This window comes from Paenibacillus medicaginis, from assembly GCF_042138635.1.
In the GTDB taxonomy this organism is placed as follows: Bacteria; Bacillota; Bacilli; order Paenibacillales; family Paenibacillaceae; genus Paenibacillus; species Paenibacillus medicaginis.
The window spans coordinates 97892-117201 of record NZ_JBHIRY010000017.1 but is presented as its reverse complement, the minus strand read 5'-3'; the positions used below and the strand labels follow the sequence as shown (position 1 = coordinate 117201).

At 49.8% G+C, this 19310-nt stretch carries 18 protein-coding genes; 12 read left to right on the top strand and 6 right to left on the bottom strand.

The window, feature by feature from the left end:
- Nucleotide 1 precedes the first annotated feature (1 nt).
- The 6 genes from ACE5LO_RS17290 to ACE5LO_RS17265 all read left to right on the top strand — a co-directional run bounded on the left by ACE5LO_RS17290 (nt 2) and on the right by ACE5LO_RS17265 (nt 6551).
- Nucleotides 2–1843, top strand: a complete 1842-nt coding sequence (locus ACE5LO_RS17290; RefSeq protein WP_375521257.1) for a heparinase II/III family protein — start codon at nt 2–4, stop codon at nt 1841–1843.
- An 11-nt stretch (nt 1844–1854) separates the two neighbouring features.
- Nucleotides 1855–2991, top strand: a complete 1137-nt coding sequence (locus tag ACE5LO_RS17285; RefSeq protein WP_375521256.1) for a glycosyl hydrolase — start codon at nt 1855–1857, stop codon at nt 2989–2991.
- Nucleotides 2992–3046: 55 nt separating this feature from the next.
- Nucleotides 3047–4882 (top strand): DUF2264 domain-containing protein, encoded by a 1836-nt coding sequence (locus ACE5LO_RS17280; protein WP_375521255.1) that lies wholly within the window; start codon nt 3047–3049, stop codon nt 4880–4882.
- Nucleotides 4883–5023: 141 nt separating this feature from the next.
- Nucleotides 5024–5179, top strand: coding sequence for a hypothetical protein (locus ACE5LO_RS17275; RefSeq protein WP_375521254.1), 156 nt, complete (start codon nt 5024–5026; stop codon nt 5177–5179).
- A 147-nt stretch (nt 5180–5326) separates the two neighbouring features.
- On the top strand, nt 5327–5833 hold the full coding sequence (locus tag ACE5LO_RS17270) for a hypothetical protein (protein ID WP_375521253.1): 507 nt from the start codon (nt 5327–5329) through the stop codon (nt 5831–5833).
- A gap of 490 nt (nt 5834–6323) precedes the next feature.
- Nucleotides 6324–6551 carry a hypothetical protein gene (locus ACE5LO_RS17265; protein WP_375521252.1) on the top strand — a complete coding sequence of 76 codons (228 nt, stop codon included), beginning with the start codon at nt 6324–6326 and terminating at the stop codon, nt 6549–6551.
- 429 nt (nt 6552–6980) lie between these two features.
- Here the strand turns inward: ACE5LO_RS17265 and ACE5LO_RS17260 are convergent, their stop codons facing one another.
- Nucleotides 6981–7919 (bottom strand): ketopantoate reductase family protein, encoded by a 939-nt coding sequence (locus ACE5LO_RS17260; protein ID WP_375521251.1) that lies wholly within the window; start codon nt 7917–7919, stop codon nt 6981–6983.
- 208 nt (nt 7920–8127) lie between these two features.
- On the opposite strand from ACE5LO_RS17260, the gene ACE5LO_RS17255 reads away from it, so the two are divergent.
- On the top strand, nt 8128–8700 hold the full coding sequence (locus ACE5LO_RS17255; RefSeq protein WP_375521250.1) for a TetR/AcrR family transcriptional regulator: 573 nt from the start codon (nt 8128–8130) through the stop codon (nt 8698–8700).
- Nucleotides 8701–8822: 122 nt separating this feature from the next.
- Here the strand turns inward: ACE5LO_RS17255 and ACE5LO_RS17250 are convergent, their stop codons facing one another.
- Nucleotides 8823–9449 (bottom strand): FMN-dependent NADH-azoreductase, encoded by a 627-nt coding sequence (locus ACE5LO_RS17250; RefSeq protein WP_375521249.1) that lies wholly within the window; start codon nt 9447–9449, stop codon nt 8823–8825.
- Nucleotides 9450–9736: 287 nt separating this feature from the next.
- On the opposite strand from ACE5LO_RS17250, the gene murI reads away from it, so the two are divergent.
- A complete protein-coding gene (murI, locus tag ACE5LO_RS17245) occupies nt 9737–10513 on the top strand; it encodes a glutamate racemase (RefSeq protein WP_375521248.1) in 777 nt (258 codons plus the stop codon).
- 20 nt (nt 10514–10533) lie between these two features.
- Here the strand turns inward: murI and ACE5LO_RS17240 are convergent, their stop codons facing one another.
- Together ACE5LO_RS17240 and ACE5LO_RS17235 are read right to left on the bottom strand one after the other, a co-directional pair.
- Nucleotides 10534–11352: an alpha/beta fold hydrolase gene (locus ACE5LO_RS17240; RefSeq protein ID WP_375521247.1), complete on the bottom strand. Its 819-nt coding sequence runs from the start codon at nt 11350–11352 to the stop codon at nt 10534–10536.
- A 92-nt stretch (nt 11353–11444) separates the two neighbouring features.
- Nucleotides 11445–11960 carry a VUT family protein gene (locus ACE5LO_RS17235; protein ID WP_375521266.1) on the bottom strand — a complete coding sequence of 172 codons (516 nt, stop codon included), beginning with the start codon at nt 11958–11960 and terminating at the stop codon, nt 11445–11447.
- 238 nt (nt 11961–12198) lie between these two features.
- Here ACE5LO_RS17235 and ACE5LO_RS17230 point away from each other — a divergent pair, with 238 nt between their 5' ends.
- The 4 genes from ACE5LO_RS17230 (at nt 12199) to ACE5LO_RS17215 (ending at nt 15372) form a co-directional block, all read left to right on the top strand.
- On the top strand, nt 12199–13011 hold the full coding sequence (locus tag ACE5LO_RS17230) for a GNAT family N-acetyltransferase (RefSeq protein WP_375521246.1): 813 nt from the start codon (nt 12199–12201) through the stop codon (nt 13009–13011).
- 70 nt (nt 13012–13081) lie between these two features.
- A complete protein-coding gene (locus ACE5LO_RS17225) occupies nt 13082–13513 on the top strand; it encodes a ribosomal maturation YjgA family protein (RefSeq protein WP_375521245.1) in 432 nt (143 codons plus the stop codon).
- Between the two features lie 181 nt (nt 13514–13694).
- Nucleotides 13695–14663, top strand: coding sequence for a S8 family peptidase (locus ACE5LO_RS17220; RefSeq protein WP_375521244.1), 969 nt, complete (start codon nt 13695–13697; stop codon nt 14661–14663).
- Nucleotides 14664–14850: 187 nt separating this feature from the next.
- Entirely contained in the window at nt 14851–15372 is a 522-nt protein-coding gene (locus tag ACE5LO_RS17215) for a cysteine hydrolase family protein (protein ID WP_375521243.1), read from the top strand.
- Between the two features lie 441 nt (nt 15373–15813).
- Here the strand turns inward: ACE5LO_RS17215 and ACE5LO_RS17210 are convergent, their stop codons facing one another.
- Together ACE5LO_RS17210 and ACE5LO_RS17205 are read right to left on the bottom strand one after the other, a co-directional pair.
- The gene (locus ACE5LO_RS17210; RefSeq protein ID WP_375521242.1) at nt 15814–17454 is read right to left on the bottom strand and encodes a response regulator transcription factor; all 1641 of its coding nucleotides are present in this window, start codon (nt 17452–17454) and stop codon (nt 15814–15816) included.
- A complete protein-coding gene (locus ACE5LO_RS17205) occupies nt 17451–19289 on the bottom strand; it encodes a cache domain-containing sensor histidine kinase (RefSeq protein ID WP_375521241.1) in 1839 nt (612 codons plus the stop codon). The genes ACE5LO_RS17210 and ACE5LO_RS17205 overlap by 4 nt, the downstream gene beginning before the upstream one ends.
- Nucleotides 19290–19310: the final 21 nt, after the last annotated feature.

Here is a 19310-nt window from a genome sequence, read left to right as displayed (position 1 = left end):
CATGCTTGGCACTGAAGAAGTTCGTATGAATATGGAACAGTTGGCCCCGCTAAACCCGGATTTTTATTACAAGGGATGCAGTCAGCAGGAATTTTGGAAGAGGGTCGGCGCTACAGAGGAATACGAAGCGATTGTTGCTGAAATCCACCAGGAAGGGAAGAGACTTGCGGATTTGCCGATACCGGAGCTCACCTTCGGTTTGTTCACCCTATTCGAAAAGCAGGGATCGCGGTTGGAATATGAAAGCGTATACTTCGAGCGCAGGCGGCGTTTGAATACATATGCGCTTCTGTCTCTGCTGGAGCCGGACAACGAGACCTTTGCCAGCGAGCTGTATGAAACGATCTGGTTCATATGTAATGAATACACGTGGTGTCTTCCTGCTCATGTGCGGAGCACGAAGGTGCGCGGAGCCATCGATCTGTTTGCGGCGGAAACCGGCTTTACACTGAGCGAGCTGCTTCTGCTTCTGGGAGAGAGGCTGCCCATAATGCTGCGCGTACGGATCAGGGAGGAGGTGGAGGCACGCCTTCTTGAGCCTTATTTGAAAGGCGGTCCATTCGAATGGGAGACAGCCACCCATAATTGGGCAGCTGTCTGTGCCGGATCGGTCGGCTCCGCGGCGCTGCTGTTGCTGGAGCCTTCCGAGCGTCTGACCACTATCATTGCTAAAGCGCTCGGCTCGATGTCCTGCTATTTGGACGGCTTCGGGGATGATGGCGCCTGTCTGGAGGGCGTTGGATATTGGAATTACGGCTTTGGCTATTTTGTTTATTTTGCGGACCTGCTCAAGCTCCGTACCGAAGGCCGCATCAACCTGTTTGAGCTTCCGAAGGTTCGTCAAATCGCTTTGTTTCAGCAAAAATGCTACCTGTATGCCGATTCCACGGTCAATTTCTCGGACTCGCTTGGCCGCGTGCCGGTGCAGATCGGGCTGACGCATTATTTATCGGGCCTCTACCCGGAAATGGAGCTGCCGCCTGCTTCCATCCGCGCTTTATATACCGACGATCACTGCAGCAGATGGGCCCCGGCTTTCCGCAATATCGTCTGGTTTGATCCGGAGAAACGGGACAACTGCTGGCTGGACGCCGATTATGATTTGTCTGATGCGGAGTGGATGCTTTCACGTTATTCGACGGAGTACGGCAGCTTTGGTTTTGCCGCCAAGGGCGGATCGAATGATGAGCCACATAATCATAACGATATCGGGGGTTTTATCCTTCATGCTGACGGAATTGCGCTTGTGGCGGAACTGGGGCCCGGGGAATACACGGCGGCCTACTTTGGTGAGAAGCGGTACAGCTACGACTGCAACGGCTCCCAAGGGCATTCCGTTCCGATTGTGGACGGCTGCTATCAACAAAGCGGGCCCGGCAGCAGGACGAGGGTGCTGGAAACGGTTATCCATGACAGGGAGGTCCGCTTTCGTCTGGACATCACGGCGGCTTATTCCGCCTCACGGTTATCCTCGTTGGTGCGCGAGCTCGTATGGCGCAAGTCGGGACTCCCATCCCTGAAGCTGACGGACGAATTCACCTTCACGTCTGTGCCGGGAAGCGTCGTCGAACGGATCGTGACCATGCATCCGCCAGTGATCCGGGAAGAGGATGGAGTAGGGGAAAGGAAGCTTTCCGGAAGTCTGCTGCTGCGGGGAAGCGATAGCCGTCATGCGGCAAGAGTCATATACGATCCAGAGCAGGTAAAAGCAATCGTAACGGAACGGGTATACCGGAATCATTTTGGCAAAGAAACACCTTGGTATACGGTTGATTTTGAGCTTTTGCGTTTGGAATTATCCTTCCGTGTGGAGTTGGACATCGAACTGATAACTTTGGAATAGGGAGTGATTACATGTTGGAAAGAAAGACGCCGGAGTGGCTGGACGAAGCCTGGGAGAACACCGTTCGCAAAACGGTGCGGATCAGCGGAAGGATCGGAGCGGGCTTTCCGCATGCAAGCGTAGGCGGCACCTATGTGCTGGAGGCGCCACACTGGTGGACAGCAGGCTTCTGGCCTGGGTTGCTCTGGCTGGTGTATGAGGAAAGCAGTAACGCAAGTTTACGGGAACTGGCGGAGCAGTGCGAGGTAAAACTTGATCCGGTGCTGCACGATTACACCCGGCTCGACCATGACTTGGGGTTTATGTGGACACTGACGAGCATCGCTTCCTATAAGCTGATCCAATCCGCCGAATCGCGGCGGCGGGCGCTGCAGGCGGCCAATTATTTGGCAGCCCGTTTTAATCTGCAAGGGCGGTATATCCGCGCCTGGAATCCGTGGAGGGAAGGGGAGGACAACGCGGGCATAGCCATTATCGACTGCTGTATGAATATGCCGTTGTTGTATTGGGCTTCGAAGGAGAGCGGCGATCCGCGCTACAGGCATATTGCTGAGGCGCATATGGAAACGGTACTGGAGCATTTTATCCGCCCTGACGGGTCGGTCTATCATATTGTGCAGTTTGACGCCATCACCGGAGAGCGTACAGGCCAGCTCGGCGGTCAGGGATATGCGCCGGAATCCGCCTGGGCGCGGGGCACGGCCTGGGCGCTGTACGGCTTGACTTTGGCCTATCATCATAACGGAGAGCGCAGATACATCGATGCGGCGAAACGTGTGGCCCATTACTTCCTTGCCCAGCTGCCGGAGGATCTCGTGCCATATTGGGATTTTCGCATACCACCGGAGGTCACGAAGTACCGGGATTCCTCTGCCGGGGCATGCGCGGCAAGCGGTCTGCTGCTGCTGGCGGATAAGGTTGGCGAGCTTGAGTCCGGTGTGTACCGTGAGGTGGGAGTACGCATACTGGAATCCCTTTACCGCAATTATGGCGCTTGGGACGATTCCGCGGAGGAAGGGCTGATCAGGCATGGCACGAGCCATTATCCGGAAGGGAAAAACATAGACGTTCCGCTTATTTATGGCGATTATTTCTTTGTGGAAGGCCTTGCCCGCCTGCGCGGAGGGCGGACGATATTCTGGGAATAGTCGTCGGAAGGGAGGGACCGGATATTCATTCTACCAACGCAAGGAGGAGGTTAGCATGATCCAATCTGACGGTATCGCGGATAATGCGCTTGTTACGAGGCAAGACCTGCAGCAGGCGTTTGAACAGCTTGCGGCTCCCCTGCAGCAGTTTTACAGCAAGGGCGGAGCCAGGCTGCGCATCGGGGCATCCGGTGCTGCGTATGAACCGGCCATAGCCGAGATGGAAGGTTTCTCTCGTGTCCTGTGGGGCATGGTGCCCTTGCTTGCCGGGGGTGGGGAATCGGAGCTGTGGGATATCTGTTTGCGCGGGCTGGAGAACGGAACAAATCCTGATCATAAGGAATATTGGGGCGATGTGCGCGATTATGACCAGCGGCTGGTTGAAATGGCGGCATTGGGCTTCGCCCTGCTGCTTGTGCCGGAACGGGTGTGGGAGCCGCTGTCCGAAGCCGCCCGGCAGAATCTGTACAATTGGCTGAACCAGATCAACCGTCATCCCTTGCATGATTGCAATTGGCTTTTCTTTCAGGTGCTCGTCAACCTGGGCTTCCGCAAGGTCGGACTGCCTTATGCACGTGAGCAAGTGGAGGCCAATCTGCGCAGAATTGACGATTTTTATCTGGAAGAGGGATGGTACGCAGACGGGATCGGCGGGCATAGCGATTATTACGGTCCGTTCGCCCTGCATTTTTACGGCTTAATTTATGCACACGTTATGGAAAAAGAAGATCCGGAGCGGTCACGCCTGTATAAGGATAGAGCGACTGAGTTTGCGGAACAGTTCATCTGCTGGTTCGCAGACGACGGGGCGGCGCTTCCCTATGGAAGAAGTCTTGCCTATCGTTTCGCACAGTCAGCCTTCTGGGGTGCGCTGGCCTATGCCGGTGTTGATACGTTCCCGCCGGGCGTGCTGAAAGGGCTGGTCATGCGTAATTTGCGCTGGTGGTTCAGCAGACCCATCTTCGATGCAAGCGGTCTGCTCACCGTCGGTTACGCCTATCCCAATTTGATTATGGCTGAAAATTATAATTCACCTGGCTCGCCGTACTGGGCGCTTAAAGCGTTTCTTCCCTTGGCTCTTCCTGAGGAGCATCCGTTCTGGACGGAGAAAGAACAGCCGCTTCCGCCTTTGCCGGCTGTGTCGGTTCAGGAGCCAGCCCATCTGGTGGTCTGCCGTGATCCGGGCGCGGACCATGTCGTTGCTTTTAATGCAGGGCATCCCGGCTCGAATGAACATACACATACGTCGGCGAAGTATGAGAAGTTTGTCTATTCCACCAATTTTGCCTTCAGTGTTCCCCGGGCGGAATGGGGGTTGTCCCAAGGTGCGTTTGATTCCATGCTGGCGTTGAGCGAAGGGGATAATTTGTATCGGGTGAGAAGAAAGAATGAAGCGACGGAAATTCGCGGCAATGTGCTGTACGCCAAATGGAGGCCGTGGCACGATGTTGAAGTGCAAACGTGGATCGTTGCCGGGCTGCCGTGGCATATCCGGATTCACAGCATAACATCCGCCCGTTCGCTTGACGCGGCAGAGGGTGGCTTTGCGCTGGGCATCGGCGCGGGAATGGAAGCGTCCGCGCACGGGCTGGCCGCCTCCGCCGTCAGCGAACACGGCTGTGCTGCGGTGATCGGAAAGCTCGGCTTTGACCATGCGGAAATCGTCTATCCTCATGCAAACACCAATCTGCTTCACCCCCGGACGGTTATTCCGACATTAAGAGCATCACTCACGCCGGGAACCCATTGGCTGGCCTCGGCCATATATGCCCGCCCCGGGGTGGGCGGCCTGCCTGGGGACTTGGAGGACATTTGCAGCGTGACGATTGAAAACAATACGATTCGCGTCGAGACAAGCGAAGGAGAGAGCGTTGTACTGCCATTAATGTGAATTTTGCTGGAGTTTGATAGAGAGGCAGGCCGCTGTCGAAAAAAATTCGATAGCGGTCTTTTTCTCCGCGCATTTCCTGCGTATTTCGGGGTATACATAGGGTAACCCTATCTTACAGGAACCCAAAAGGAGGAAGGCATCGTGAAGGTCATCATAACGCAAAAGGAAGCCATGGAGCGGCATATTTGGGATGAAATTATGCTGATGTTCGGTGTATCGGAGGATGACGAGCTGTGGGAAAATGAAGAATTTATTCTGACGGAAGAGCAGGCTCGCAAGCTGAACTTGCTGAAATAAAAATTAGGACCAAGTCTTAATAAAATGTAACTGTTTTATAGTCAATCTGATACTTTTTGGGACATCACATCGTTTAAGATATGAGCAGAAGGGTAATGAATCGTGTAATGAAATGTCCACAGCCCAGTTTGCAAGGGGAGATCTGATATGATAAAAACAGCTGCCAAGCTTTTTCTGCTCACATTTATTTTGGTAACCGCAACTGCAGGCGGAGCCGCCGCCAAGGGATATGAACCTGTATCTTCTTCAGAAATACAAGAAACCGTATTTATCGACCGCATGGATGTGCGCGATTCAGTGTATGTGGAAATCGACCCCATTCAGTGGTATGAAGGAGAAGCGGCCAACAAGGTCTTCCGCGAACGGGAAGGTGATCCGGGAATGACCGAGCCTCCGGACGGTTATTATATCGTAAATGATAAGACAGATACCAAAGAAGTACAGATTGCCGATGATGCTGAAGTTGTACTTCAACTGTATGATAAAACCGGACGGATGGAAGACACCGAGATTAACTGGAACGAGCAGGTTACGCTGAAGACGCTGGAAAAAGCATTCAGCCGCTCAGATGTCCTTGATATGACGGCCTTTCCTTATCATATTACGATAAAGGACGGCAAGATCGTGAAAATCGTGCAGCAGTATATCCCTTAAATGGAAGCTGGAGTGCAATTTGTTGCTCTGAACTTTCCTGAATTCCTGCAAAACTCAGGTTTTCGAGCCGATAATGCTCCCTCTGGAAATCTAACGATTTCTGCAGCAGCAGCTACTTTGCGAAAAATTAAATTCTAATAGTGGTGGCCACCGATTTCAGGGTTGGGTCGCTTCGGGCAATAAAAACTGCTCATGTGGGTATTGTAACATGAGCAGTTTTTTTGTATATGATAGAGCCTTTTTGTTACGTAAAATGCCTTAATGAATATTTTGACATCCTCGTACAAGAAAACAGTTTCTGTTGCAGACTTTAGAAGTAAATCTTGAACCGCTTTAAAACATTGATCAGGTTGGGCAATTAATTGTGTATAGTTTGTATTGTTTTTGCTAAGATGAATGTGAAGAAGGCGGTAAGTACACGTGATGAGTGCTGAAGGAAAAAGGCTCATTTCTGCATAGTTATATACACATGATAAGAGGAGGTTAGGTAATGGCTAAGAATCTGTTAAACGCAGAGGAATATAAATCTTTATTCTCTCTCTTAAAGAAGGCCGGAATTCACCAGAAGGTTATCATTGATCCTATAAGTGAAACCATTGAGTTTCAGGATAAACCTAGCGGTTTAAAGGCTGCGCTCGCTTCCTATGGTTCTCTCGATTCTGAACAGGTTAAGAAACTTCGTGAGAGTGTCGAGGAGGGGAGGGCCGATTGGGATTGATGGAAGGTATTTTGTTCGATACCAATGCTATAATTGCTCTTCTAGAGAAAGACCCTTATAGTACATAACTTAGTACTTGTCACAGCAGATCAGGATTTACAATTTGGTGAAGAGTACGGGATACGGGTTATAAACTTTCGACAAAGAAGTAAAACAAATAATATGGGGCTAATTTAGCTGGACAAACAAATACGCAAGGTAAGACAAGATGAGTGAAGTTCAGTCGCAAAAGATCCGTCAATTTCAGAAATGTGGACTGCTTTCATAAATCACTTGCGCCAATAGACCGTTATGCTCACTTCGAAAAATAAAAACTGCTCATGCGGGTATTGTAGCATGAGCAGTTTTTATTTTATGATCAAGATCTTCTAAAGCTATTGTCGATTTCGATCAAGGGACTCAGTTCTAGCAGAAGGGCGGTCGGGTTCCTTAGCTGCTGGTCGAGGAATAACTCGCCAGCTTATCCCAATTTGGCGTAGGAATGCCCGCTTTTTGCTTCAAATCATTGAAGGCCTGCTGCAGTGCAGACACCTCATTCTGGGATATTGCCTTGTCACTCAGGAGATTTTTGACGACAGGGACTTTCAACATCAGCTTGAGTCCCATGTAGAGCAGCAGCCGTTTTTTTCGTGGCAAATCTTTTTGCAATTCAGGAGTAACGGTATAGCCGAGCTTTTCCAATACCTGATGGCCTTCATCGATAGCATCAATAACCTGGTTGAGCAGCCTGCTGTCTCTTACGGCCTTGCGCAGGTCGCCGTCATAAGCGGCAGCAATGGAGTTCAGCGGCAGGATCAGCATGAAATGACTTTTCAGCCATTCTTCCATATCGTTATAAAATGTGACTTTAAATTTAGCACCCGTAAAAGTCTGGTCGATCACCGCTCGCCAGTCCAGCTCTTCGCCTAACCCCCCGATAGTCATTTGCCCCTTTGGACCATGCACACTGACCACACGGCCTGTTTCCTTCCACCCACCGCCTGCGATAAAGGCAAAAGCAATCTTTTTCTGCACAGGGCTGTTCGCCTGCAAATAATCCTGCATCTCATGCGGACTCGCATTATTGCCCACGATCACGACATGGCGGCTGTGATTGGCTGCCAGGGCAGGCAGTACTGCCCGAAAATCCGGATATTTCATCACCACAAAAATAAGATCATATACATCCTCCGGCTGCAGCTCGCTGATCACATTGACTTTATCCACCGTCGTGCGGAGCTGCAAATGATGACGAAGTACATTACCGTCATCCCGCAGCTCATCCAGCCTCCGTCCTCTGGCCAGCATCGTAACGTTGTTGTCTCCACGGACCAGTGCATGTGCCAAATAGCTTCCCAGAACTCCTGCACCGTAAATTAATATTTTCATAAAAAAGAATCCTCCTCATTTTCCGCAAAAGCGGATATATAATTTTTTTTAAATATTTTTCGTTATATTTAAAAACTTTCGCAACACGAGTATAGCTGCAATGTCGGCTGATCGTCAATAAATTTTTAAATTTCATTCGTATAATTTAAAAACATTTTGATTTATGGTATAGTAAACTTAGCTAATGGATACGGGATGTGAAAACGATATGAACAAATTTGAGATCAGAACACAGAAGAAGAAAGATGCGATCGTGCATGCGGCCCTGAAGCTTTTTAAAGAAAAGGGTTTTGTGCATGTCAGTGTCAAAGACATTGAGGCTGAATCCGGGGTATCGTCGGTCTCGCTTTATAACTATTTCGGCAGTAAAGAAGGAGTCGTCAAAGAATGTGCGAATGTCCTGATGGAAAATACCGTGCGTATGGCTAAGGAACTCCTTCACCAGGACATTGATTTTAAAGACAAGCTGATAAGGGCTTTTGAAATATGCGCCGATCAGGATTACCAGCTGCTTAGTTCTCCGGGTGCGGTGGAGGATCAGACGTTATCAAGCCTGTACAGCGAAAATACAAATCAGATCAGAGTCGGAATCCTGCAGGAGTTTATTGAACTGGGGAAAAGGGAAGGGGGAATTGCATCTTCTGTTTCGCTTGAAACCATATTGGAATTGCTGGATGCAATCGGGACACTTCAATCCAATTGGGCAAAAAGCGGAAACTATAATGAGAAAATGGCCGGGCTTAGTCAGCTTCTCTTGTTTGGGTTGATCGGTCGTCCATAGCTCAACAGTTCAATTACGAAAAAGCCGGCTGACCGAATGAAAACATCTGGTCTGTCGGCTTTTCGTCATGATATTAAAAACAGGCCGGCCGTTATCGGCCAGCCTGGAGCGGTATGGATTGATTAGAAGCTAACAGCAGCATCAGCAGCATTTTTAACTGCTTTTTCAACAATTTCCTGAGCTTTATCAGGTGCAGCGTTATGTCCTTCGAGCACGATTTTGGTAATATCCTTCACGCCGAAGAAGGTCAAGACGTTGCTCACAAGGTTTACGGACATTTCCCAAGCAGCCATAGGGCCTTCGGAATATACTCCGCCTCTTGCGTTCAGCAGGGCAACCTTGGTGTCTGTTACGAGACCAACAGGACCTTCCGCAGTGTATTTGAACGTTTTGCCGGCCATGTTCAGGTAATCGATGTAAGTATGCAATACTGCAGGTACTGTCAGGTTCCAGAGTGGGAAGGCAAACACGACTTTGTCGGCAGCCAGGAATTGATCCAGATATTCGTTGGCAATGTTTGCGAGACGAGCTTCTTCAGCAGACAGCTCCAAACCTTGAGCAGCTTTGAAGCGGCCATTGATCATGTTGGCGTTCAGGTAAGGAAGCTCAACGCTGTACAGGTCCAGCACGGTGATTTCATCATCCGGATGGGATGCTTTGTAGCTCTCATAAAATGCGTTATAAAGTTTAACCGTTGCAGATTCTTCCGCTGTGCGGTCGTTGGCTTTCACGAATAATACTTTGGACATGTGCATTAGCCTCCATATAATTAAAAGTATACTTGAATAATAAATGATAAACTTTATAGCTGTCAACAATAATTCATAATATAATTTTTTAAAAGTCACTTTCTTTTTTAAACTAAGTAAAATGGGTGTTAAAAGCGTTAAAGTGTGCCAAAAAAGCAATTGATTTATTGATCGAAGCTGACAGGGGCGGAATATGTTAAAATGAAGTTTGCCTCATGGTGCTGCCGTGCCATTTTGCAAAAAACGGCGCTTGACTCAGAGGAAATATATGATGCAAGGTGACGAATATGACAATCGCATTTTTTGACTCGGGCATTGGCGGGATTACGGTGCTGTCCGAAGCGGTCGAACAACTGCCGCATGAAAATTTTTTGTATTTTGCTGATACCCTTCATGTGCCTTACGGCACGAAATCAAAAGATCAGGTTATGGAATATGTGCTTGAAGCGGCTGCCCGCATTACTCGTGAAGAGGTGCAAGCGCTGGTCATTGCCTGCAACACGGCGACCAGCATTGCGGCAACGGAGCTCAGAAAGGTCTACAGCATCCCGATTATCGGGATGGAGCCGGCCGTGAAGCCTGCGGTGGAGATGAACCGGCACAGCGGGAAAAGAGTGCTGGTATTCGCAACACCTCTGACCCTGTCGCAATCCAAATACAACGAGCTTGTAGCAAGGGTGGACGATCATGGAAGCGTCGATTCACTGCCACTGCCGGAACTGGTCGGTTACTGTGAAAATCTGAATTTTGACCGCGCTCAGATGGTGGATTATTTTGAGGCAAAATTAGCCCCTTTCGACCTGAACGCCTATGGAACGGTCGTTCTCGGCTGCACGCATTATCCTTTTTATAAGAAAATCTTACGGGAGTTGCTTCCCGGACATATCCAGATCATTGACGGAAGCCGGGGAACGGTCAGCAGATTAAGAAATGTGCTCTGTTTGAAGGATGTGGGCAGCGGCGAAGGACAGGGGCGGATTCAATTTATGTGTTCCAGCGATGATCCTGCCTATATGGTGAAAATGGAAAAAGCTTTCGATATTTTCAGTCGTCTGGAGAGCTGACGGGATATGACAGCACTTACCTATATCTCTGTATCCTTGAGGAAAGCAAGCAGTTCTTCGTTAAATTTATCCTGCTCGTCAAACATCAGCGCATGTCCGCTGTTTTCAAAGCAAACGATGCGCGATCCGCGAATGCCGAGGCAGGTCTTCTCTGCGAGTTTGGGCTCGCAGATCTTGTCTTTTTTACCTTGAAAGATGACTGTCGGTACGGTGATGCGGGCGAGATCTTGACGGAGGTCCTCGTCCCGCAGTGCGGCCGCCGCTTTTACCGTTCCGTGATGTGACGCCTGAAGACAAAGAGAGCCTAACCACACCATCAGCAGCGGACGAGCTCTGGCTTTGATCACTTTCAGTCCAACCTTGGCCAGCATGGCAGGTCTGTCTTTCATAGCAGCTTCGATCAGTTGTCCGGTCAGAACATCCGGCTCTATGCCGTGCTGGAAATCATCCCGCCGTGTGAATGACGGTGTCGCCGGAACCGCGAGAAGGAGGCGCGAAATGCCGTGTTCATGATGGCGGGCCATATATCGGACCGCAACCGCCCCACCCATGGAGTAACCTACAAGCACGGCATTCTCCAGTTGAAGCTCATCTATAACCGCACGCAAATCATCGGCCATACGATCATAGCTGTAACCCTCCCAGGGAGCATCCGACTTGCCAAAGCCGCGCAGATCCATGCCGATGCAGCGGTATCCCCTGGCAGCCAGAAAAGTGTACTGGTATTCAAATATAAGATGATTAAGGGGCCAGCCGTGCACAAAAATGACCGGTGTCCCCTGTCCGATATCTTCAACAAAAATTTTTACATCTTTTTCTGCCTGTATGTATCGTCCCATAATTTTTCCCCGCCCCGACAAGTTATTGTTCATAGTAAAGTGTGCTATGAATTGCCATGGATTAAACCTGTGGAGATGGATAAATCCGGATATTAAACGCGCCGAAGGCTTTTCAATACGAGGAAGCCGAGCAACTGCATGACCGTTTTGACAACGGCCTGTCCCAATATGGCGTAGGATACCAGAGCCCAAGGCAGGAAGTTAGCGCCAAGCGGAGATAATCCAATGATTACAAAGAGGCCGGAATCGATGATGCCCCCGACAGTTCCGCTCACCAGCACCTTTATCTGAAAGGAGCCTTGAAGACGGGTAAATACTTCAGTATCGAACGTCTCCGAGAAAATGAACGTAATTGCGCTCGCAAATACGATCCACAACGTGTCTCCCAGCAGCCATGATGTCAAAGCAGAGATCAGCAGCGCCACCGCAATAACCTTGTAGGCGTTCAGACGCCCATATCGCTGCTGCACCAGATCCCGGAATATGAATGTAGCCCCGATAAATATTGTTCCCATAGGCACGATGAAATTTCCGAAGACCAGCGGAGCAAAGCTGGCAGTAACGACGTTTGCGATCACGATGGATGCTATATAAAGGAATATTCTCAGCAAAATTGTCCCTCCAGGTTCTGATTGTGCACAACTTATTTAGGTTATATCGGGAAGGCAGATTTGTAAAGAGTATATTGAAGAATGCGTTTCCAAATAACGGAACATCTATGATATGATAGGTTAATAGAGCTTGCTCAAAAGAGGAGGAGTTTATATGGGGAAAAGTCCGGTTATGAATTTATGATTTGCGAGGATAAGCGCAAGCTGTAAAAAAATTCAGTATCGGGAGGCGAACATGCGTCCAATGTTACCAACTCTGCAGTTAATCGAGGAAATCGAGCAGTCTGAAATCGACTATATGACGGACAGGATGCAAGCGATTCAGGAAAAGCCGGGCAATCCGGAGGGTGTGGAGATACATAAGTTTGGGAACGCTGTCGCCTATTACAGCCGGACAATGCACTGGCTTTCTTTTAATACGGTAAAAGGGTTAAGGGATCAGGATATTGATTTTTTGGACGACATCATCCATTTTTATCAAGGGAAGGACCGTAGGGTCCAGTTTGAGATTGTTCCTTCGCTGGTGAGTCAGGAGCTCCTTATGCAGCTTGCGGAGCGTGGATTCTATCATTCAGGTTTTCATACTTGCATGTATGCACAACCTTGTATATCAGCAGTGCAGACCACCGAAGGGATCACTATTGAAAGAGTGCAAGAACATGAATTTACAGATTACGCAACGATCCATTGCCGCTCAACAGGGCTGCCCGATGCGGGGGTTGTACATGTCGCTGAGAATAACCGGGTGTTATACGACCGTCCGGGCTGGAGATTTTATCTAGCACGCTGCGAGGATGTTCCGGCTGCGGCCGCAGTCATGCATATAAAGGGGCGGGCAGCGTCGTTGACATTCGCGGGAACACTTCCTTCTTACCGTAATCAGGGGCTGCATCGCATGCTATTGAAAAAGAGACTCGAAGAGGCAGCTTTGGCGGACTGCAGTCTCGTGGTCGCACAGTGTGCTTTTTTATCACAAAGTCATCGCAATATGGAGCATGCTGGTATGAAAATAGGTTATGTCAAAGCGATATGGTCACAACGATCATAAAAGCAGAAAACTGAAGTATTATACGTGCTGCATTAAAAAGGAGATTCAACAATGAGGGAAGCGGTAACGAATGCTTGAAAAAGACCGGAATACGAGCGGCGATTACGGTAATACCGATTTTCAATTAAAACAAAGACTTATTTACGCTGCCACAGTCCTCTTGACGATGCTTCTTGGCTTGACTTCGCGGGCGTATGCAGAAGTGCTTCCGGATTTTGTGGCCAAGCATGCAGGAGACGCCTTGTGGGCAGCCATGATCTACTTTGGTTTTCGAGTGCTCTTCGTTCGTTACAAGTTGTTCAGCACAATGCTGCTGAGCCTGTTGTTTTGTTATGGTATTGAGTTCAGCCAACTGATCCAGACCGACTGGTTGAATGGGCTAAGAAGCACGACATTAGGGGCTTTGGTGCTGGGAAGGGGATTCCTGGCAATGGACCTGCTCCGTTATACCGCAGGGATCATTTTAGCGGTGTCGTTAGAACTGATTGCTCAAAAAAAGTGAGAGCGTGAAGGAAATTACGGCGCTCCCCGTGCTGGGGTTATGATTCGGACTAAAGAAGCATATGATTATAGCAAACTCTTTATATGAATATGTAAATTGTGACGATAGTCTCTATGAAAAAAAAGATAATCTGTTAAAATTTAGTAGAATCAAAAATTTCATTACTTTCAGGAGGGATAAGATGCAGCGGACAATGAGTGTCATTCCTTATCGGGTTGTGGAGCAGTTGGAAGCTGTCAATGAAGTGCCAGCCGGGGTTGAGCTGATCCAGGCCCCCGAGGTTTGGGACAAGACCAAAGGAAAAGGCATCAAGATTGCCATTTTGGACACCGGCTGCGAAATTACTCATCCTGATTTGCAGGGCCGGATTGTGGGAGGTAAAAACTTCACCCACGATGATGGCGGCGATTCTGCTAATTACACCGATTATAACGGCCATGGCACCCACGTAGCTGGCACAATTGCTGCGGTGCAGAATGGAAGTGGTGTAGTTGGGGTGGCACCGGAGGCGGAGCTGCTGATCGTCAAAGTTTTGGACAAAGACGGTTCCGGTGCGTACGAGTGGATCATTGACGGGATCTATTATGCCATTGAGCAGCAGGCGGACATTATCTCCATGTCTCTCGGCGGTCCGGAGGATGTGGAAGAGCTACATGCTGCCATTAAAAAGGCGGTGGAATCCAACATTTTGGTCGTCTGCGCCGCAGGTAATGAAGGGGATGGCAGGGATGCAACCGACGAATTCGGCTATCCGGGCGCATACAACGAGGTTATAAGTGTAGGCGCGGTTAATTTTGACCGGGAATCCTCCGTATTTTCGAACTCCAACAATGAGGTTGATTTGGTTGCTCCAGGCGAGAAAATCTTGTCCACTTTCCTGGACGGCGAATATGCTGCGTTGAGTGGAACTTCGATGGCGACACCACATGTCAGCGGTGCACTGGCCTTGATTAAGGGGCTGGCGAATGCCGCCTTCGAGCGGGATTTAACCGAAACCGAGCTGTACGGACAGTTGGTCAAGCGGACCGTGCCGCTTGGATATTCGCCTAAACTTGAGGGCAACGGATTGCTCTATTTGACCGTAACCGAAGAGCTGTCCAAAATTTTTGAATCCAAGGTCGTTTCGCAATTGATCACGCTTGAGTCTTAACATCTAACAGTGCTATAACTGTATCTTTTCAATATACAGCGGCTCTCTTTCAACGGAGGGCCGCTTTTTTGGGAGGGTGAGCATGTATTAAGCTTGTCTGTTTTCCTGGTAAACGTTAAGATTGTTTTAGGCAGAGAATTGGCGAGTGCTGGCTGCTATTTACAAAGTGAGAGGAGCGCGAGAGGCTATGAAAACGGCGTTATTGGTCATTGATGTGCAAAATGTGATGTTTTTACCGCAATACAATCTGTATCGTGGAGATGAGGTGCTGGATACAATTGACCGGTTAATCCAGAAGGCACGTGAAACAGGTACGGAGGTTATATACATACAGCATACGGAGCAGGGCGATCCTGAGTTTAGTATGGGTGAACCGACCTGGGAGATTCATGACAAGATCAAACCGCTCCCGACGGATACAGTGATTCAAAAATCAGTCTGTGACTCTTTTTATAAAACAGGACTGCAGGCGGCTCTGCTTGAGCGTGGGGTCGAAAAGCTGGTCATTGCAGGCATGCAGACTGAGTTTTGTGTGGATACGACCGTGCGCTGCGCTTTCAGTAAAGGGTATAAGGTGACTCTGGTCCAGGATGCCCATAGCACATTTGATAACGGGATAATACAGGCAGAACAAATTATTCGGCATCATAACAAGGTGCTTTCTCCCAGCTTTGCAACCCTTAAGCCTGCAGAAGAAATAGAGTTCTGATTGAGTCAAGCGTGAATGGAGTGCAGGCAGGATTTGAGTATCATCCATGAGCGAATGCCCGCTCATATCGGGGAAGTAAGGCATTTTCACGGCAAAGCAAGACATTTGTAGCTGTTTTTGAGGTATTCATTGAAAGGATATGATGAAAGAAAAGAAGGGGTTCGCACTTTTGCAAGGATAATCCCTTGCGCCACAAGGCCTCAATTGGGATGTTGTCGCTCCTTATACAGGAGCATGGAGTGAAATAAATGTGTAAGAGGCGCTTGGGACGGAGCTCTGGCGAAGCTGAGCAGGGGGGCTGTCCCAAAAGTGTTCGTATAACATGGGAACATTCCAATTTACAACCGAAAGGACCTCAAATTCCATTGTATAGTGGAGGTTAAGGCCCTTTTTTTGAAGAAATTCAGTTCAAAGATGACAACCACACTGCTGATACTGAACCTAAGACGAGAGCTTATGGCGGTACTCTTTGGGTGAGATGCCTTCCTGTTTTTTGAACACCTTACTGAAATATTTCACGTCATGAATACCGACCATTTCGGCGATTTGCGAAATTTTCAGGTTCGGGTTAAGCATGAGCAGCTTGGCCTTATCGATACGGTATTTGGACAGGTAGTCGGAGAAATTGATGCCGAATTCCTGCTTGAATTTGCGCGAGATGTATTCCCGGCTGACAAAAAAGCGGCCAGCGATGTCCTGCAGGGATAACTCCGACATGTAGTGCTGCTCGATGTATTTAATGATGTCCCCAATCGTATGTTTTTCCTTAGTTTGCCGCTCGCTGATGGACCGGGACAAACGGCTCATCAGGTCAACGGCCCAATCACGCCAGGCAAAGAGCGAGAAGGAATAGGCGTTGCTGTTGGGCGCACGATGCTGCCGGTCGTCCTGAATCAGTGCAGTCAGCACCGATCCGGCGTCACTGCCCAGCGTTTCCCGCAGCAGCCGTTCGCGGAAGGAAAGCGCGTCTGACCGCCATTGCTCAAGCATTTCCGGTGTCACAATGCCGCCGTGGCTGAGCGTGTCGATCCATTTCTGCGCTGCCGCGGCAATCCGCTGCTCATTGCCGCCGCTTAATACGGCCATTTTCCAATCCTCCTGCACGTCGGCAAAGCGCAGACGCGACGTTTCTCTGGTCCCGCCTCCATTATGTGATTCGGTCGGCAGGGTGTGAAGATAACTCCCGCTGTGCAGCAAATTACGGCACCGGATGGCTGCGCCAGCTTCTGCATATTGACCAGGAAGGCTCTGCGGCAGCACACCTGCGGCCGCAACGCCAAAGTGCATCCGGCGCTGGAGCGTGTGGAATAAACCCTGATTGATCCTTTCAACCAGCTCAGCCACGGCTTCATGCCCACTCCACAGCAAAAGGATAATTTCGCCCGAAGCGCCCCAATACTTGAAAGCAGTGCCGCGGCGGTGCGGCAGCAGGAACTCGTTGCAAATGTTAATGATAGAAAAATACAGCAAATCGCTATTCTTGCCGAAACGCTGGAGCAACGGCTCGTCTTCGGCATCCACCTGCAGCAGCAGCAAACGCACGGTGGTCGTCTGCTCCGGGATGACCTGATCTGCCCGCAGCCGGCGAAGTGATGACTCGGCTGAATTGGCGTCATCGATCAGTGAAGACAACAGCTTCTCTCCGTACACCGGCCTGATTTCGTTAAGCTGGATATTTTGCTGCTGCTGCCCGACACGTTTGCGTTCCTCCGCTTGCCATTCCGCCACTGCCTTGGCTACCGCAGCATTGATAGCCTCCGCCTCGATTGGCTTGAGAATGTAGTCGATTCCCCCATGACGGACGGTGCTGCGCACCAATTCAAAATCGTTGTGTCCGCTGACAACGATAAATTTCACGCTTCCGGCGAACTCGCTGATCCACGCCATCAGCTCCAAACCGTTTCCGGAATCCATCAGCATATCCGTGATAACCAATTCCGGCTTGTTGTGCCGGATCAGTTCGATCGCTTCGTTCCCGCTTCCTGCTTCGCTTACTTCCTGTATCCCGTGTCCCTCCCAATCTACGAGCAGACGGACCGCTTTCCTTACTCTTGCTTCGTCATCTACAATGAGCGCTTTCAATGATCTTCACTCTCCGTTATGTCTTTCTCCGCGATAAACAAGGTGACTTTCACACCGGCCGGATGCAAATTATCGATGCTCAGCGAAGCCAGGTCGTCGCTGAACAGCTTGAGCCGGGCGAGCACGTTGGTAAGTCCGATCGAAGGCCGTTTCGCATCTTGTCCCGTATCCAGCGGATGGCTGCCTGTGGGCGGCCATTGGGCCAATTCCTGCTGCAGGCGCAGCAGCCTCGCTTCGGGAATATGATTTCCGTTATTTTGTACCATGATTTCGGCTCCGCCCTCTGCCAGCGCAATGGCACGCAGGGTGATTTCGCCGTTCACGGCCGACCGCTGCAATCCGTGCTTAAAGTAGTTTTCCATAATCGGCTGCAGGATCATTTTTGGCATCGGCAGATCAAGCAACTGCTCTTCCACATCGTAGCGGAAAATGAAACGGTTTTCAAACCGCTCCTTTTGCAGCTCAATATAAGCCTTGACATGCTCCAACTCATCGTGCAGTGTGACGGTTTTGTCATCGTTATGCATGCTATAGTGCATCATTTTCGCCAATGCGGAGAGCAGGGCGTAAATGCGCGGAACGTTCAACTCCAGTGCCAGCGTGCCGATAATCTGCAGCGTATTGTTGAGAAAATGCGGGTTGATCTGCGCTTGCAGCGCTTTGAGCTGGTTCGTCTTGTTCGCCAGCTCCAGCCTGTATTCCCGTAGGATCAGATTGTTGATCGTATCCATCATTCCGCGAAACCGCAGCATTACCGCACCGATCTCATCATGTCCTGCCGGCTGGATATCGACATTCAGGTTACCGGACTGAATCTGGTCCATATAACGGCCCAGTCGTTTAATCGGGGCGGTAATCCGCAGCGATATAGTTACCGTGGCGCCAACGATGATGATGAGCGATACCGCCAGCACCAGGATGTTGATGAAAGCTGCGCGGTTCGCTTCTAGAGTCAGGTAAGAGACCGGAACCTGCTTGACCAGCGTCCAGCGGGTTGCGAGACTGGAAATCTGCTGGTAGACGAATACGTTCCCGTCTTGCTCGAAGTTTCCACTGGAATTTGGAGAGCTGGCAATTTGCTCGGCATACCACGGCTCCCGGAGCGGCAGCCCCAGCATATTTTGATCATCAGAGTAAACGATGTTGCCATTGTCGTCGAGAATGTAGATTTTCTCGCGGTTTTGCTCATACAACTGATCAACGATGTCACTCAAAGCCGATAGTTTGACGTCGATGGACAGGTAACCGATGATGTCGCTTGACGGGACCTTTTCGATTTTGCGGTGAAGGGTAAATACCGGCTCTGAAGGATACCGCGGCTGAATGGAAGTCAGTCCGTATGTATGGCTCATGTGGCTTTCCTGTACCCATACACTGTGCTGGCCGTTGCCCACGGAATCGACAAAAGGAGCGATGTTATAGTTCCGCTGCGGTGTGTTCAGTGTGACCAGCGTCGCTTTACGGCTGTTATTTTCATATAGATACACCTGAAAAATATCCGGGACGGAGCGCGAAATGCCGGATAATACGGCATACACCTGCGAATTGCTCTGGAGGTCTTCGTAGCCGGCGAGCAGCAGATTGGAGATGCCGTACACACCGGACGAGCTGCGGTTCAGGTCATCCAGCAGGCTGGTAAGGTTACGTCCGCCTTGATACAGCAGATTGGCGTCCTCCTGGGCGACCCGTGTTCGCAGCGATTGTGTCGTATATGAATAAGTAATGAACATAGTTACCACAATAGGAAGAATCGTCGCGATCAGCATAAAGACGATCAGTTTGGTGCGGATACTGTTCCATTTCAAGTCGCTTCGCTCCCGATCAATAAATTGCACCTGACTGTTCACCTCAGTCGG

Bases quoted from the DNA above. Each gene is read 5' to 3' on its own strand.
- ACE5LO_RS17285 (WP_375521256.1), top strand. From the start codon at position 1,855: ATGTTGGAAAGAAAGACGCCGGAGTGGCTGGACGAAGCCTGGGAGAAC.
- ACE5LO_RS17220 (WP_375521244.1), top strand. From the start codon at position 13,695: ATGCAGCGGACAATGAGTGTCATTCCTTATCGGGTTGTGGAGCAGTTG.
- ACE5LO_RS17260 (WP_375521251.1), bottom strand. From the start codon at position 7,919: ATGAAAATATTAATTTACGGTGCAGGAGTTCTGGGAAGCTATTTGGCA.
- ACE5LO_RS17270 (WP_375521253.1), top strand. From the start codon at position 5,327: ATGATAAAAACAGCTGCCAAGCTTTTTCTGCTCACATTTATTTTGGTA.
- ACE5LO_RS17225 (WP_375521245.1), top strand. From the start codon at position 13,082: ATGCTTGAAAAAGACCGGAATACGAGCGGCGATTACGGTAATACCGAT.
- ACE5LO_RS17215 (WP_375521243.1), top strand. From the start codon at position 14,851: ATGAAAACGGCGTTATTGGTCATTGATGTGCAAAATGTGATGTTTTTA.
- ACE5LO_RS17255 (WP_375521250.1), top strand. From the start codon at position 8,128: ATGAACAAATTTGAGATCAGAACACAGAAGAAGAAAGATGCGATCGTG.
- murI (WP_375521248.1), top strand. From the start codon at position 9,737: ATGACAATCGCATTTTTTGACTCGGGCATTGGCGGGATTACGGTGCTG.
- ACE5LO_RS17250 (WP_375521249.1), bottom strand. From the start codon at position 9,449: ATGTCCAAAGTATTATTCGTGAAAGCCAACGACCGCACAGCGGAAGAA.
- ACE5LO_RS17280 (WP_375521255.1), top strand. From the start codon at position 3,047: ATGATCCAATCTGACGGTATCGCGGATAATGCGCTTGTTACGAGGCAA.
- ACE5LO_RS17230 (WP_375521246.1), top strand. From the start codon at position 12,199: ATGCGTCCAATGTTACCAACTCTGCAGTTAATCGAGGAAATCGAGCAG.
- ACE5LO_RS17265 (WP_375521252.1), top strand. From the start codon at position 6,324: ATGGCTAAGAATCTGTTAAACGCAGAGGAATATAAATCTTTATTCTCT.
- ACE5LO_RS17290 (WP_375521257.1), top strand. From the start codon at position 2: ATGCTTGGCACTGAAGAAGTTCGTATGAATATGGAACAGTTGGCCCCG.
- ACE5LO_RS17240 (WP_375521247.1), bottom strand. From the start codon at position 11,352: ATGGGACGATACATACAGGCAGAAAAAGATGTAAAAATTTTTGTTGAA.